Origin of the sequence: Pectobacterium aroidearum, assembly GCF_015689195.1 — a bacterium.
Taxonomy (GTDB): domain Bacteria; phylum Pseudomonadota; class Gammaproteobacteria; order Enterobacterales; family Enterobacteriaceae; genus Pectobacterium; species Pectobacterium aroidearum.
Map to the genome: position 1 here is coordinate 4,740,370 of NZ_CP065044.1, position 16,094 is coordinate 4,756,463.

Consider the following 16,094-nt stretch of genomic DNA (forward strand, 5'->3'; position numbering starts at 1 on the left):
CCTACACCACGGGGTTAGATCCCATCACCGTATTCAAAGCCGCGATTGATGCCGTTGAAATACTGATCCATATCCATAGCGGGTTTATCGCTTTCCGGGCGACCGACGATACGAGCTGGCACACCTGCTGCCGTCGTGTGTGGAGGAACGGATTGCAGCACGACAGAACCGGCGCCAATTTTCGCACCACAGCCGACTTCAATGTTCCCCAGAATTTTCGCGCCTGCGCCAATCATTACGCCTTCGCGAATTTTAGGGTGACGATCGCCACTGGTTTTGCCCGTACCACCCAGCGTCACGGACTGCAGAATGGAGACATCATTTTCAACGACGGCGGTTTCGCCGATCACAATACCGGTTGCGTGATCGAGCATGATCCCGCAGCCGATTCTCGCCGCTGGGTGAATATCGACACCAAAAGAGACCGAGATCTGGTTCTGGAAATAGACCGCCAGCGCTTGACGATCCTGCGACCAAAGCCAGTGACCAATACGATACGCCTGTAATGCATGAAACCCTTTCAGGTAGAGTAGCGGCGTCGAGTATTTATCTACCGCCGGATCGCGCAGGCAGACCGCCTGAATATCGCGAGCGGCAGAAACGATCATCTGTGGATCGGCGCTATAGGCTTCTTCGACCACCTCACGAATAGCAATCGCAGGCATAATCGAATTGGCTAACTTATTCGCCAGCATGTAGCTCAGCGCGCTCCCCAGATTCTCGTGTTTCAGCAATGTGGCATGAAAAAAGCTGGCCAGCATCGGTTCACAATCTGCGAGACTGCGCGCTTCTGCTTTGATATTGGTCCAGACCAGTTCCAGTTCTTCTGTCGACATTGCCATACTCTCCGAGATGCCACACACCACAACGTATATCTGTTCTCAAACGGCGGGCTGATTAGCACCACCGCTCACATACAAGAAAATGAAGATACTATGAGCTTTCAGGATTAGAAAGCCCAGCATAGAACGACGTGTTTTATAATTTGGCGGTTTCGTCTTTACGCGTGCGCCCCAACAGGCTCAGTGCCGCCTCTCGGGCGTCTTTTCCGCAATAGAGAACTTGCCAGAGTTGTTCGGTAATCGGCATTTCAACGCCGTAGCGCTGCGCTAATGCCAGAACCTCTTTTGTATTGCGATACCCTTCAACAACCTGGCCAATGCTATCCTGCGCGCTCTGCACATCCATTCCCTGCCCCAGCATCATACCAAAGCGTCGGTTACGGGACTGATTATCAGTACAGGTCAGCACCAGATCGCCCAGCCCAGCCATCCCCATGAAGGTGGTGGGATCCGCCCCCAGCGCCGTACCAAGCCGAGTCATTTCAGCCAGCCCACGGGTGATCAATGCGGTGCGTGCATTCGCGCCAAACCCAATGCCGTCAGACATCCCGGCACCGATAGCAATGACGTTCTTCACCGCCCCGCCCAGCTGCACACCGATAAAATCTGGGTTGCTGTATACGCGGAAGCTCTTTCCACAGTGCAGTAGACGTTGCAGATCGTCAGCAAATTCACGGTCCGTCGATGCCAGAGCAATAGCCGTCGGCATGCCAGCAGCTAATTCTTTGGCGAATGTCGGGCCGGATACCACCGCAAGCGGAATGGTTTCGCCCAGCGCTTCGCGAGCGACATCCTGCAACAACCTTCCCGTTTCCGCCTCCAGCCCTTTCGTCGCCCACACGATACGCGCATCGGCACGCAAATGCGGTTTCAACTGACGCAGAACATCACCAAACACATGGCTCGGCACAACAACTAGCACGTTTCTGCTGGCAGCAAGCGCCTGCCCCAGATTGGTTTCCAACTGTAGTGAATCGGGGAAAGGGACATCAGGCAGGAATGCCTGATTACAGCGAGCGGCCTGTAATGCCTGAATGTGCGCGGGGTTGTGGCCCCACAGCACGACTCGATGGCCATTACGCGCCAGCGTAATGGCCAGAGCGGTGCCGTATGAACCGGCACCGATGACGGTCATGGAAGCGTCAGACGCGTTCATCAGGCATCCTGATGCTGAGCAGCGCCTTCACCTTCGGTCTGCTGTTGCAGGTAATTCATGAACAGCGCATCAAAGTTAACCGGAGCCAGATTCAGTTGCGGGAAGGTGCCGCGAGAAACCAGGCTGGTGATGCACTCACGCGCGTAAGGGAACAGAATGTTCGGGCAGTAAGCACCCAGGCAATGCGCCAATTGAGTTCCTTCAATGCCGCCAACGGTAAAGATACCACCTTGCTGAACTTCACACAGAAACGCAGTTTCTTCGCCCAGAGAAGCCGTTACGGTCACACGCAGAACAACTTCATAGATGTCATCAGCCAGTTGGCTGGACGCCGTATCCAGATCCAGTTTTACTTCCGGCTGCCATTCCTGCTGGAACACCTGAGGCGCGTTCGGCGCTTCAAAAGAGATATCTTTGGTGTAGATACGCTGGATTTGGAAAGCCATTTCTGTGTTGTTTTGTTCAGACATGTTAAGTAATACCCTTTTGTTAGATTTTCTTGACGTCTTCCGTCGTCATAAGTAGGCGGACGTCAGCACATTTATGTCATTGTCGTACTGCAATCAGCCTGTCGGTTATCCTGCCAAATCGTTGTCATTTTCGCTGTATATGACCAATCACACTATGACCTATCACATACGGCACGACGAGGATAGTTTTACCACAAACCGTTTTATTTGCCGCGGACTAAAGGCAGATTCTCACCGCTCCAGCCAGCTAGGCCGTCTTTCAATACCTGCACACGCTCAAAACCGGCTTTGTGCAAATTCTCGGCCGCTTCGCGTGAAGAGAGGCCGTTGGCGCATACCACGATAATCGGCTGCGACTTATGTTTTTCAAGTTCACCTACGCTGCCGTTTTTAATGTCGTTCGGCAACAGGTTAAATGCGCTGGCAATATGGCCACGGCGATAATCATCACGGTTACGGATATCAACGACGACAGCATCTTCTTTATTAATCAGTCGGATCGCTTCACCGCGAACCACTTCTTTCACGTTCGACAGTTTACTCTTCACAGTAAGTACAATTACCGCAACCAACAGCGCAACCCAGGCGATGCTCAAAATAGGGTTCTTGCTAACAAATGGCATAATCTCTTGCATGGGGTGTAACGGCTCCCGGATCAGTTAAGCAACAAAAATAAAGGTTCCTGAGTATACCTGCGCGATACGGCAATTACAGCCAGTAAGCCAACATAGCGTATCGAATCTGCGGCGCGATACCCAAAAATTACCAGGATAGATGTTTGAGGCTATCCCAGCGCAAGCCCGCAAGCGCCAGCCAGAGATAGCCAGCCACAGAAACTGGCGTACCAAATACTGCCATTCCCTCATTTTATGCGCAGAGCTTTCCATTTATCCATTATTGATGCGCATAGATGCCCGTCTTTGTGCCATGCTTGTCACGTCTGGAAATAGAAATCAGACAAGAGACAACTGGTAAGCCGCTGTTCATCGTGGAATAATTCACCGCTATGAGTAAAAACGCGTTATTTGTACAGAGTCGAGTGGCATGTAGCGCCGATCGCCATTTATCCGCATTACAAAGGCTGCTCACCCGCTGCGTCAGCGCACTCTGCGTTGGCGTTTTGCTGTTGCCCGCGCTCGGCCAGGCGGAAGATAATCAGGCACAGCTCAAGACCCTGCAACAAGATATCGCCGCGAAAGAAAAAAGCGTTCAGGAACAACAAAAGCAGCGCAGTGCGTTAGTCCAGCAGTTGAAAAAGCAAGAGCAGTCTATCTCTCAGGCCAGCCGCCAACTGCATGAAACGCGCAATACGCTGTCCACGCTAAATAAAGAACTAACCAGCCTCAGCGCCTCTATCGCAAAGCTACAGTCTCAGCAGAATAAGCAACAAACGCTGCTCTCCCGCCAGCTCGACGCCGCCTTCCGGCAAGGTCAGCACAGCGCGCTGCAATTAATGCTGAGCGGAGAGGAAAGCCAGCGCAACGAGCGCATCCTCGCCTACTTCGGCTACCTGAATGAAGCACGCCAGAAATCTATCCACGACTTACAGCAAACCCGCGTGGAACTGGCTGACCAAAAACGTCAGTTGGAACAAAAACAGACGCAGCAAAAAACGCTGCTGAGTGACCAGCAGCAGCAACAGCAGACGCTGGAGCAGGCGCAGTCTGATCGGAAGAAAACGCTGTCGACGCTGGAAAGCTCGCTGGAAAAAGATCGGCAACAGCTGACGGAGCTGCGCCAGAATGAAACCCGGCTGCGCGACCAGATCGCCCGCGCCGAGCGAGAAGCGAAAGCCCGTGCCGAACGGGAAGCGCGTGAAGCCGCCAAGGTTCGCGCCAAAGAAGAACAGGCCAAACGCAGCGGCAGCAGCTACAAACCGACTGAAGGTGAACGCTCACTCATGGCGCGAACCGGCGGTTTAGGGCGACCTTCAGGTCAAGCCATCTGGCCGGTTAACGGCCGCATCGAACACCGCTTCGGCGAACCGCTACAGGGCGAACTGCGCTGGAAAGGTCTGGTGATTGCCGCGCCGGAAGGAACGGAAGTGAAAGCCATCGCCGACGGCACCGTACTGATGGCCGACTGGCTACAGGGCTACGGGTTAGTTGTTGTTGTGCAGCATGGTAAAGGCGACATGAGCCTGTACGGCTATAACCAGAGCGCGCTGGTCTCCGTTGGCGCTCAGGTCAAAGCCGGTCAACCTATTGCGCTGGTTGGTACCAGCGGCGGGCAGAGCCAGCCCGGGCTGTATTTTGAAATCCGTCGTCAGGGTCAGGCGGTCAACCCACAACCTTGGCTGGGAAGATAGTCTTGTCATATTTAACCAAAACACCGTTACTGGCATTGAGTCTGCTCGCGTTGTCTCCTTTAGCGCTGGCCGGGAAACTGTCCATCGTCATCGATGATTTCGGCTATCGTCCGCATAATGAGAACCAGATTCTGGCAATGCCAACGGCGATTTCTGTCGCGGTATTACCCAACGCGCCATACGCCCGCGAAATGGCGACAAAAGCCCACCAGCAAGGGCGAGAAGTCTTGATCCATCTACCAATGGCACCGATGAGCAAGCAGCCGCTGGAGCGTGACACGTTACGCCCGGACATGAGCAGCGATGAAATTCAGCGCATCATTCGCCAATCGGTCAATAACGTGCCTTACGCTGTGGGGCTGAACAATCATATGGGCAGCGCGATGACTGCCAGCCTGCCCGGCATGCAAAAAGTCATGCAGGCGCTGAGCGCCTATCAGCTCTACTTCCTCGATAGCATGACCATTGGCAGCAGCCAATCGAGTCAGGCTGCGGCAGGAACGGGCGTCAAAGTCATCAAACGCAAAGTCTTTCTGGATGATTCGCAAAACGAAGCCGAGATTCGTAAGCAGTTTACCCGCGCGGTGCAAATTGCCCGTCGCAGCGGTTCCGCTATCGCTATCGGACATCCACATCCTTCAACCATCCGCGTTTTGCAGCAGATGCTGCCCACGCTGGATGCCGATATCGTCTTAGTCCGCCCCAGCCAGTTGCTGAATGAGCCGACGCGGCAGTACGAGCCTCAGCCGCAACAGCCGGTTAAACCACGTAATCCGTTCCGCGGCATACCGCAGTGTCGGGTCAAGCAGCCGCCAGAACCGGTCAAGAACGATATGTTCTTCAAACTAGTGAGCAGCAGCATTCGGGAAAGCGCCCCGGTGATGTTTATCAAACACCGCTGGCAAACCTGGGTGGCACCGGCAGAGACCGAAACGCACAAACAACCGTAGTTTCAGTGACACGTTCCCTTTTGTCATTACGCTGACTCGCGGCGGCAGGGTTATCTCTCGTCCCAATTGAGAATAACCTTGCCAGATTGACCCGAGCGCATGGCATCAAAGCCTTTTTGAAACTCATCAATGTGAAAGCGGTGGGTGATAATCGGTGACAAATCCAGCCCGGACTGAATCAGCGCCGACATTTTGTACCAGGTTTCGAACATTTCCCGTCCGTAGATACCTTTGATAAACAGCCCCTTAAAAATCACCTCTCCCCAGTCAATCGACATCGGTTCGTGCGGAATACCCAGCATGGCGATGCGCCCACCGTGGTTCATCGCTTTCAGCATGGCGCGAAAGGCCGATGGCGCACCCGACATCTCTAACCCAATATCAAACCCTTCGGTCATGCCCAGTTCTATCATGACGTCAGCCAGCCTTTCCTCTGCCACATTGATGGCCCGCGTTGCCCCCATTTTCCTGGCAAGATCCAGACGGTACGCATTCACATCGGTAATCACGACGTTTCTTGCGCCAACGTGCCGACACACCGCCGCCGCCATCATGCCTATCGGCCCTGCGCCAGCAATCAAGACATCCTCACCCACTAAGTCAAAGGAAAGCGCAGTGTGCACCGCATTACCGAAAGGATCGAAAATGGCGGCCAGCTCGTCAGAAATATTGTCAGGGATACGAAACGCGTTGTAGGCAGGAATCACCAGATACTCCGCGAATGAACCGGGGCGATTTACCCCAACGCCGATGGCATTGCGGCATAAATGGCGTCGGCCGGCACGGCAGTTACGGCAGTAACCGCAGGTAATATGTCCTTCGCCAGAGACCCGATCGCCAATATGAAAACCGTTAACCTCCTGACCGATAGCGACAATTTCTCCCACGTATTCATGCCCGACAACCATCGGAACGGGAATGGTCTTCTGCGACCATTCGTCCCAGTTATAGATATGCACATCCGTTCCGCAAATCGCGCTTTTGCGAATTTTAATCATGATGTCGTTATGCCCGAGCTCCGGCGTGGGGGAGTCCACCATCCAGATGCCCTCTTCCGGCCGCAATTTTGCCAATGCTTTCATGATGATTTCCTCAGATGATCACACCCAGACGTTTGCCCACGCGGGTAAAAGCCTCAACGGCGAATTGGATTTGCTGCGGCGTATGAGCGGCCGACATTTGCGTACGAATGCGCGCCTGACCGAGGGGAACCACAGGATAGAAAAAGCCTGCGACATACACGCCTTCCCGCTGTAGCGCCTGTGCAAAATCCTGCGCCAGCTGTGCCTCGCCCAGCATTACGGGGATAATGGCGTGATCGGCCCCCGCCAAGGTGAACCCAGCGGCAGCCATCTTTTCACGAAAAAGACGGGCGTTTTCCCACAGCCGCTTACGCCGTTCCCCACTTCTTTCCAGCAGATCCAGCACGCTGAGCGATGCAGTAACAATGGCTGGCGCAAGCGAATTGGAAAACAGATAGGGGCGAGAGCGCTGGCGCAGCCAGTCGATCACCTCACGTTTGCCTGCCGTATAACCACCCGATGCGCCTCCCAGCGCCTTGCCTAACGTCCCGGTAATGATGTCGACACGCTCCATCACCCCGCAGTGTTCATGCGTTCCGCGTCCTTGTTCACCCACGAATCCTACCGCATGGGAATCATCAACCATCACGAGCGCATCATAACGATCCGCCAGATCACAAATCCCCTGCAAATCCGCAATCACGCCATCCATCGAGAACACGCCGTCGGTGGCGATCATGATGTGCCTTGCTCCTTCCGCTCTGGCCAGTTGCAGTTGCGCTTCCAGTTGGCTCATATCGTTATTGGCATAACGGTAGCGCCGCGCCTTCGATAGCCGAATACCGTCGATGATTGAGGCATGATTGAGCGCATCGGAAATAATCGCATCCTCCGGCCCCATCAGCGTCTCAAACAGCCCGCCGTTGGCATCAAAACAGGAGGAATAGAGAATCGCATCATCCATTCCCAGAAAATCCGCCAGCTTACGCTCCAGCTGTTTATGGATATCCTGCGTACCGCAGATGAAGCGCACCGAGGCCATGCCGAAACCGTGGCTGTCCAGTCCGGCTTTTGCGGCGGCAATCAGCTCAGGGCTGTCCGCCAGACCAAGATAATTATTGGCGCAGAAGTTAAGCTGGCGGTTGCTGTCCATCACCTCAATTTCAGCCTGCTGCGCAGAGGTAATGATGCGCTCCTCCTTGAACACCCCTTCGGTGCGAGCTGCCATAATTTGTGTAGTAAGTTGTTGATAAAATGCGGCAGGCATAGCGTTACTCTCCCATACAAAGATCGCTTTATGGTTTTTAAGCTAGCGGATGTGGGCAGAAATGCGGGGTAAACAGTCTGAAAATGCTGGCTTCGTCACGGCCTGAATCATCTTAAAAAAGTTGGCGCAACACGGGATAAATTAAGCTCTGGCTGCTTGCGGTAAAATGAAATGCTATTATAGCGGTCATAAACAGTGTGGGGCGCGGTGCCTCACCAGCAAGATTAACAAAGGTCGCGCCCATGATTATCGTTACTGGCGGTGCCGGTTTTATCGGCAGCAATATCGTAAAATCTCTGAATGACATCGGCTATCGGGACATTCTGGTTGTCGATAACCTGAAAGATGGCACCAAATTCGTCAATCTGGTCGATCTGGATATCGCAGATTACATGGATAAGGAAGACTTTATCGCCAGCATCGTTGCAGGCGATGATCTGGGCGATATCGATGCCGTATTCCATGAAGGTGCCTGCTCTTCCACCACCGAGTGGGATGGCAAGTACATGATGGATAACAACTATCAGTATTCCAAAGATGTGCTGCACTATTGCCTCGATCGCAACATTCCGTTCCTGTATGCCTCTTCCGCCGCAACCTACGGTGGTCGCAACGATAACTTTATCGAAGAACGTCAGTACGAGCAGCCGCTGAACGTCTATGGCTACTCCAAATTCCTGTTCGATCAGTACGTGCGTGAAATTCTCCCTGAAGCAGAATCGCAAATCTGCGGTTTCCGCTATTTCAACGTCTATGGACCGCGTGAAGGTCACAAAGGCAGCATGGCGAGCGTCGCGTTTCATCTGAACAACCAGATCAATCAGGGTGAAAATCCGAAGCTGTTCTCCGGTAGCGAGAACTTCAAGCGTGACTTCGTCTACGTCGGTGATGTCGCGGCCGTCAACCTATGGTTCTGGCAAAACGGTGTTTCCGGCATCTTCAACTGCGGTACTGGTCGTGCCGAATCCTTCCAGGCTGTCGCCGACGCTACGCTTGCGTTCCACAAGAAAGGCGGCGTGGAATACATCGAGTTCCCCGAGAAGCTGAAAGGTCGCTATCAGGCCTACACTCAGGCTGACCTCACCAACTTGCGTGCCGCAGGTTATGACAAGCCGTTCAAAACCGTCGCCGAAGGCGTGGCGGAATATATGGCCTGGCTGAACCGTACCGTTTAATCAAATAAGGATTCATAAGCGGTATGAAAATTTTGGTCATCGGCCCTTCCTGGGTCGGCGATATGATGATGTCGCACAGCCTTTATCGCACGTTGAAGGCTGAACACCCGGAAGCGGTTATTGACGTGATGGCGCCAGCCTGGTGCCGTCCGCTGCTGGCACGTATGCCGGAAGTCAATCAGGCGTTAGCCATGCCGCTAGGTCACGGCGCACTTGAGCTGGGCGAACGTCGCCGTCTTGGCGTATCGCTGCGCGATGCAGGTTACGATCGCGCTTACGTGCTGCCCAACTCCTTTAAATCCGCGCTTGTCCCGTTCTTTGCCAACATTCCGCAGCGCACAGGCTGGCGCGGAGAAATGCGTTACGGGCTGCTGAACGACTTACGCGTGCTGGATAAGGCGGCATTCCCGCTGATGGTTCAGCGTTACGCCGCACTAGCTTATGACCGTAGCCGTATTCGTCGTGCTGAGGATCTGCCGCAGCCGTTACTGTGGCCACAGTTACAGGTCAATCAGGCCGAAATTGCGGACATGATGCAGGCCTTCGACCTCAGCGATGCACGCCCCATCATCGGCTTTTGCCCCGGTGCCGAATTCGGCCCCGCTAAACGGTGGCCGCATTATCACTATGCTGCGCTGGCGCAAACACTGATTGAGCGCGGCTACCAGATCGCGCTGTTCGGTTCAGCCAATGACCGTTCGGCCTGTGACGACATTCTTCAGGGATTGACGGAAGACGCACGACAACATTGTGCCAGTCTGGCGGGAAAAACCTCGCTGGAGCAGGCAGTGGTGCTGATTGCCGCCTGCCACGCCGTCGTCAGCAACGACTCCGGGCTCATGCACGTTGCTGCGGCGCTTCATCGTCCGCTTGTCGCGCTTTACGGCCCGAGCAGCCCCGATTTTACCCCGCCGCTGTCCCATCAGGCCGAGGTGATTCGGCTGATCACCGGCTATCACCGTGTGCGCAAAGGGGATGCCGAACAGGGTTATCACCAGAGTTTGATCGACATTCAGCCCGAACGCGTGCTCAGCGCGCTCAATAACTATTTCACGCAAAGAGAAAACCCGCTGCCGGGAGCAGACGCATGAGAGTGCTGATCGTCAAAACATCGTCGATGGGCGATGTGCTGCATACGTTGCCAGCCTTGACCGACGCGATGCAGGTGATTCCTGGTATTCAATTCGACTGGGTGGTTGAAGAAGGTTTCGCGCAGATCCCCAGTTGGCACCCGGCGGTTTCCCGCGTTATTCCGGTGGCGATACGCCGCTGGCGCAAAAGCTGGTTCAGCGCCCCGACACGTCAGGAGCGTGCAGAATTTAAACGCCAGCTACGCCAGCACCGCTATGATGCCGTCATTGACGCACAAGGGCTGATTAAAAGCGCGCTGCTGGTAACTCGACTCGCCAATGGAAAGAAACACGGATTGGATTGCAAGAGCGCGCGTGAGCCGCTGGCAAGCTGGTTTTATAACTATCGCCATCCGATCAGCCGTCAACAGCATGCCGTCGAGCGCGTACGTGAGCTGTTTGCCGCCAGCTTGGGCTATCGGAAACCCGCCGAGCGCGGCGATTATGCCATTGCCTCGCGTTTCCTCTCCCAGCCGCCCGCAGACGCCAACCGCTATCTGGTGTTTCTCCACGCCACAACGCGCGATGAAAAACACTGGCCGGAAGCGCACTGGCGCGAGTTGATTGCCCTATTAGCACCAAGCGGACTACGCATCAAACTTCCCTGGGGAGCGGAGCATGAGCACCAGCGTGCATTACGGCTGGCGGAAGGGTTCCCCCACGTTGAGGTCTTACCGCGCCTCATGCTGCAACAGGTCGCTGAGGTATTAGCAGGCGCCAAAGCCGTCGTTTCCGTCGATACCGGGCTTAGCCACCTGACGGCAGCGCTGGATCGTCCAAATATCACCTTATATGGGCCAACCGACCCGGGTCTGATTGGCGGCTACGGGATGAATCAGGTGGTGGAAATGTCTGAAAGCCAGAAAATGGAGACTATTCCCGCTAGCATCGTCCATCAGAAATTAGAGATGCTGATAGAATTACCAGCATCAGGCGAGTGATATCGCTCCCGACTGTGAACAAATACATGCTCAATGAATTAAGGTACGAACTGGGAAAAACGCCCAGCATAAGTTCGGCTGTCGCGCTTAAAGCAGTTTTTCCCGGCTGTTTAGTCACACTAGCCGTTATGCCATTTAGTAGCATTATTGCCGGGTGGCTTTTTTATCTCACGGGATCGCTATCTGTTTTTTATGTGGCGACACACTTAAGAACTGTAATAGCAGCGAAGCGGCTGTTACTGATTCCACTTTGCCTGCTGGCTATCGGCTTAACCAATCTCATTTGGTATCACCACTATTATCAACCCGATAGCCTGTTACCTTATGTGTATAACGCCTACAGGACATCCGCGCATGCCAGTATTCTGGGAGCATTCATCCTGCTGACAGTCCTGCATATCTCGCAAAAAAATCGGCAACAGCCACGCTTCTACATCATCGCAATCTGTGTTATCACGCTAGGCTACGCGTTCTACCAGTCATTATTCAGCGGCATGCACCGTATTGGATTAGTATTTGGTACCGCAACGAGCGCGGCCTATTTTCTTACCTTCATCGGTGCCTTAAGCGCACAGGCGCTGCTTAAGCTCGATTCAACCTATAAGTATTATCTCTATCTGGGGCATTTCCTGTTAGTGACTATTGCTATTCTGCTGACAGAAACCCGGGCAGCCATCTTCGTCTATCCTATTGTTGGCGCAACAATTTTATTGTCAGAAGTCAGGCACAGTAAGCCGCTATTTATAAAAGCACTAGTCGGTTCAGCGGCCACGCTTCTCCTGTGTTCATTCCTTTTCCAGGAAACGATTCACCAACGTGTTAACGATCTGATTAATGATGTACACAGCTATAGCATGAATAACAGCAGAACCTCGGTTGGTGCACGAATCGCGATGTACCAATCGGGTATCGAAGCAGGTGAAGAAGCATTACTGGGACAGTCTGCCGAACAGCGCGCAGAGCGAATCGTTGCACAAGCAGAGCAAAAGCCGAACTTAGCGGGTGCGGTGGAATATCTGGATGTCCATCTGCATAACGAAGTGATTGATGCCTTCTCCCTTAAGGGATTACCGGGAGCAATATTGCTTGTGTTGCTCTATGCCTCTTTATTTTATTTTTCGTTTTTTATTCTACGCAGCCATCTCTCTGCTGCGCTGCTTTTTGCTCTGCTGATGTATGGACTTAGCGATGTCATTCTCTATTCACGAGACATGCTTATCGCGTGGCTTATGGTGTTTTGCCTCGGCACAACGCTGACTGGAAAATGGCTAAAGAATTAGCCCTGTTATAATTAGCGTGTGGCAGTAGCATTTACCTCTGTGAGAGGGGGGTGGGTTTTAGTACCATACTGAATTTGAATACGTGCGCAATAAATTTGCGTACCGCAAATCGCCGCGACATTTCGGATCATCTCAGTCAACTGGTAGCTGTCGAGCCAGGGGCGGTAGCGTGCCTGTAAAAACAACCCTTTGATTATATGAAGGAAAACGAGTGAGTCAACGCATCACCCCTTATCACCGGATTCTCGTGGTAAAGCTCAGATATCATGGCGATATGCTGCTGACCACTCCGCTCATCAGCACGCTGAAAGCCAATTACCCTGACGCCAAAATCGACGTATTGCTGTATCAGGATACGATGCCGATTCTCTCCGCCAACCCGGAGATAAATGCGCTTTATGGTCTCAAAAGAAAGACCCGTACTCTTTTGGAAAAAGTCCGCAATTTCAAAGAAATCAGGCAACAGCTTAAGCAAAACAATTACGATCTGATCGTCAATTTAGCTGACCAGTGGCCGATCGCCCTATTGGTGAAATCATTGGGATGTCACAGTATTGCTCTCGATCGGGGCGATAATCTGAAGGGAAAGATTTGGCGCTCATTTTTCAGCACCTGCGTTCCACCAATGGGGACGCATATTGTTGAGCAAAATCTTCATCTCCTCACCCCGCTCAACCTGCCAGCGTCAAATACACGTTCTACATTATCACTGCATTATCGTCAGGAAGATGCTCAAAATATCGTTGATCAACGCCATACACTTTTAACGCAACGCTACGTCGTTATCCAACCCACGACTCGCCAATATTACAAATACTGGGACAACGACAAATTCGCCCAAGTCATTGACTACCTTAAAACAAAAAATCTGGAAGTCATTTTAACCTGTGGTCCTTCAGAAGACGATTTAAACGTGGTGCGAGACATTCACTCGCAGTGCACGTATAAACCCGATATGACCTTTGCGGGTAAAACGAGTTTTCTGGAACTCGCTGCGTTAATTGACAACGCCGTGTTGTATATCGGTGTAGATTCCGCCCCAATGCATATGGCTGCCGCATTGAATACGCCGCTAGTGTGCCTGTTTGGCCCAACAGACTACAAATTATGGCGCCCGTGGTGCGATCGCTATAAGCAGATTTGGGCAGGTGAATATCAACAAATGCCCGCCCAACAGAATTACGATCAGACGGTTAAATATTTGTCCTGCATTCCTGCACAAGCAGTTATTCAGGCATCAGAACACATGCTACAAGAGGCGCAGGAAGAGACTACCAAATGAAAATCGCATTCTGCGTCTATAAATTCTTTCCTTTCGGCGGGCTACAGCGCGATTTTCTGAGTATTGCACTAACGTGCCAAAAACAAGGCCACGACATTCGTGTTTACACGAGTGAATGGCAAGGTGACAAACCTGAAGGGTTCGACATCGTTCTCGTGCCCATCTCAGGGCTGGGTAATCATACTCGCCATCGCCGTTTTTCAGACTGGATACAGCGCCATTTACAACAGTGCCCTGTCGACCGCGTTGTCGGGTTTAGCAAAATGCCAGGGTTAGATTTCTATTATGCTGCGGAAGGATGTACGGCAGAAAAAGCGGTGCAAGAAAAAGGCTTCTTTTACCGGTTAACACCCCGCTGCCGAGGATATGTGGCACTTGAACGCGACGTGTTCGATAAAAACAGCCACACGCGTATGCTGATGCTGACGCCACGACAAATTGCTCATTTTCAGAAGCATTACGGCACACAAGATGAACGTTTTTTTATGCTACCGCCGGGTATTTCACTGGATAGAAAGTACAGCACACGCTCTCCAGATACGCGTTCACAGTTCCGTCAGCAGCAGCGTTTGGATGAAAATGGATTTGTTCTATTGCAAGTCGGTTCCGACTTCAAACGTAAGGGCGTTGGCCGCAGTTTGGCTGCTATCGCCAGCCTGCCACAGGAACTGCGTCAACGTGTAACGCTGCTGGTCGTCGGCCAGGACGATCCAAAACCATTTCAACAACAGGCAGAACAGCTAGGCATCGGTAAACAAATACACTTCTTCTCTGGCCGAGATGACATTCCTGACTTCATGGCAGCCGCAGATTTGTTGCTTCACCCCGCTCATCAGGAAGCCGCAGGCATCGTTTTACTTGAGGCTATCGCGGCTGGGCTGCCCATACTCGTTACCGATGCGTGCGGTTATGCTTTTTACATTGAGCGCTCACAGGCCGGGCTGGTCATCCCTGAGCCTTTTAGCCAGACAGCACTGAACCACGCGTTATTACACGCGCTCAGTCAGCCAGAAACGCTTAAAAAGTGGGCAGAAAAGGCCCGCCATTTTGCCGATACAGAAGATATTTATAGCCTGCCAGAAAAAGCGGCACAGTTGATTACCAGCGCAAACGCCCGTTAAACGAACGCAGTATATTGCTACCAAAATAACGCGTTGATCCCCATTTATTTTTAAGAGCCATAACCGAGTCCACTATGTATTTTTCATCGCAGGGTGTTATAAAAAGAAAAATTTCATTTACTCGCCCCTTAGCGGAAAATTCAAAATCCGATACGCTAAATATCGCTTACGGCATTGATAAAAATTTTATGTTTGGCTGCGCCATTTCAGCAGCATCAATCTTGCTCCACAATCCTGATATAAAATTTTCATTTCATATCTTCACCGACTCATTAAGTGATGATGAAGATAAAAAATTTCAAAACCTCAGCGTTCAATATAATACAAATATTGATATTTACATTGTAAATTGTGATGAGCTGAAATCGCTCCCTAGTACAAAAAATTGGTCTTATGCTACCTATTTTCGCTTTGTGATTGCCGATTTACTTTATCCAGACATTGAAACACTTCTTTATATCGATGCTGACATTGTTTGCAAAGGCTCGTTACGTGAACTGCTAGGCATCGAATTTAAAAATAACATCGCGGCAGTAGTAGCAGAAGAAGATAAAGTTTGGTGGGAGAAACGAGCGAAGGCGCTTGATGAACCAGGAATCAATGCCGGATATTTTAATGCTGGATTCCTATACATCAATCTCAAACAATGGCAAAAACATGATATTAGCTCACAGGCCATGTCTCTTCTTGCAGATGAGAAAATAAAGACAAAAATATCTTATCTTGATCAAGATATATTGAATATATTGCTTATAGATAAAACGATATGGCTTGATAAAAAGTACAACACACAATATAGCATTAATTATGAACTTAGTACGCCTAAGCCAGCCAACCCTATAAAGGATGACACGGTTATGATCCATTATATTGGGCCGACAAAACCGTGGCATAAATGGGCTGAACATTACGCTTGCACGGAATATTTTCTAGATGCTAAAAGAGCGTCACCGTGGAACCAGTCTCCCTTACTGGAAGCCACAACTACGAGTAATATGAGATATTGTGCTAAGCATCATTTTAATAATAATGAAGTTATATTAGGTATAGTGAGCTACTTAAAATATTTCTATAGAAAATCCCTATCAAAATAGAATTACTCTTTCAAACCATTGCAAAAAAACAATAATCAGAGCAGAATTAGGAACAT

General features: G+C 51.6%; 15 protein-coding genes. 9 read left to right on the plus strand and 6 right to left on the minus strand.

Going from position 1 to position 16,094, the window contains the following annotated elements:
• Positions 1-14: 14 nt before the first annotated feature.
• The 4 genes from cysE to I2D83_RS21155 form a co-directional block, all read right to left on the minus strand.
• A complete protein-coding gene (gene cysE, locus I2D83_RS21140; RefSeq protein ID WP_015842172.1) occupies positions 15-836 on the minus strand; it encodes a serine O-acetyltransferase in 822 nt (273 codons plus the stop codon).
• Between the two features lie 142 nt (positions 837-978).
• Positions 979-1,998, minus strand: a complete 1,020-nt coding sequence (gene gpsA / locus I2D83_RS21145) for an NAD(P)H-dependent glycerol-3-phosphate dehydrogenase (RefSeq protein ID WP_015842173.1) — start codon at positions 1,996-1,998, stop codon at positions 979-981.
• A complete protein-coding gene (gene secB, locus I2D83_RS21150; RefSeq protein WP_014913761.1) occupies positions 1,998-2,468 on the minus strand; it encodes a protein-export chaperone SecB in 471 nt (156 codons plus the stop codon). Before secB ends, gpsA begins: the two co-directional genes overlap by 1 nt.
• A 203-nt stretch (positions 2,469-2,671) precedes the next feature.
• Positions 2,672-3,103, minus strand: coding sequence for a rhodanese-like domain-containing protein (locus I2D83_RS21155; RefSeq protein ID WP_015842174.1), 432 nt, complete (start codon positions 3,101-3,103; stop codon positions 2,672-2,674).
• 371 nt (positions 3,104-3,474) lie between these two features.
• On the opposite strand from I2D83_RS21155, the gene envC reads away from it, so the two are divergent.
• On the plus strand, positions 3,475-4,776 hold the full coding sequence (gene envC, locus I2D83_RS21160; RefSeq protein ID WP_181830152.1) for a murein hydrolase activator EnvC: 1,302 nt from the start codon (positions 3,475-3,477) through the stop codon (positions 4,774-4,776).
• 2 nt (positions 4,777-4,778) lie between these two features.
• Positions 4,779-5,726, plus strand: coding sequence for a divergent polysaccharide deacetylase family protein (locus I2D83_RS21165; protein WP_205947253.1), 948 nt, complete (start codon positions 4,779-4,781; stop codon positions 5,724-5,726).
• 50 nt (positions 5,727-5,776) lie between these two features.
• On the opposite strand, the gene tdh is transcribed toward I2D83_RS21165, so the two are convergent.
• Together tdh and I2D83_RS21175 are read right to left on the minus strand one after the other, a co-directional pair.
• Positions 5,777-6,808, minus strand: a complete 1,032-nt coding sequence (gene tdh, locus I2D83_RS21170) for an L-threonine 3-dehydrogenase (protein ID WP_180778832.1) — start codon at positions 6,806-6,808, stop codon at positions 5,777-5,779.
• Positions 6,809-6,818: 10 nt separating this feature from the next.
• Positions 6,819-8,015, minus strand: coding sequence for a glycine C-acetyltransferase (locus I2D83_RS21175; RefSeq protein ID WP_205947254.1), 1,197 nt, complete (start codon positions 8,013-8,015; stop codon positions 6,819-6,821).
• Positions 8,016-8,257: 242 nt separating this feature from the next.
• Here I2D83_RS21175 and rfaD point away from each other — a divergent pair, with 242 nt between their 5' ends.
• From rfaD to waaO, 7 genes are all read left to right on the plus strand, one after another.
• A complete protein-coding gene (gene rfaD, locus I2D83_RS21180) occupies positions 8,258-9,190 on the plus strand; it encodes an ADP-glyceromanno-heptose 6-epimerase (protein ID WP_015842179.1) in 933 nt (310 codons plus the stop codon).
• A 23-nt stretch (positions 9,191-9,213) separates the two neighbouring features.
• Complete coding sequence (gene rfaF, locus I2D83_RS21185; protein WP_182100969.1) at positions 9,214-10,281, plus strand: ADP-heptose--LPS heptosyltransferase RfaF; 1,068 nt, start codon at positions 9,214-9,216, stop codon at positions 10,279-10,281.
• Positions 10,278-11,261, plus strand: a complete 984-nt coding sequence (gene rfaC, locus I2D83_RS21190; RefSeq protein WP_205947255.1) for a lipopolysaccharide heptosyltransferase RfaC — start codon at positions 10,278-10,280, stop codon at positions 11,259-11,261. Before rfaF ends, rfaC begins: the two co-directional genes overlap by 4 nt.
• A 26-nt stretch (positions 11,262-11,287) precedes the next feature.
• Positions 11,288-12,541, plus strand: a complete 1,254-nt coding sequence (locus tag I2D83_RS21195) for an O-antigen ligase family protein (protein WP_241007249.1) — start codon at positions 11,288-11,290, stop codon at positions 12,539-12,541.
• A gap of 211 nt (positions 12,542-12,752) precedes the next feature.
• Positions 12,753-13,823, plus strand: coding sequence for a lipopolysaccharide core heptosyltransferase RfaQ (rfaQ, locus tag I2D83_RS21200; protein ID WP_181830145.1), 1,071 nt, complete (start codon positions 12,753-12,755; stop codon positions 13,821-13,823).
• Complete coding sequence (locus tag I2D83_RS21205) at positions 13,820-14,944, plus strand: glycosyltransferase family 4 protein (protein WP_181845500.1); 1,125 nt, start codon at positions 13,820-13,822, stop codon at positions 14,942-14,944. Before rfaQ ends, I2D83_RS21205 begins: the two co-directional genes overlap by 4 nt.
• Before the next feature lie 74 nt (positions 14,945-15,018).
• On the plus strand, positions 15,019-16,038 hold the full coding sequence (gene waaO, locus I2D83_RS21210) for a lipopolysaccharide 3-alpha-galactosyltransferase (RefSeq protein ID WP_205947256.1): 1,020 nt from the start codon (positions 15,019-15,021) through the stop codon (positions 16,036-16,038).
• Positions 16,039-16,094: the final 56 nt, after the last annotated feature.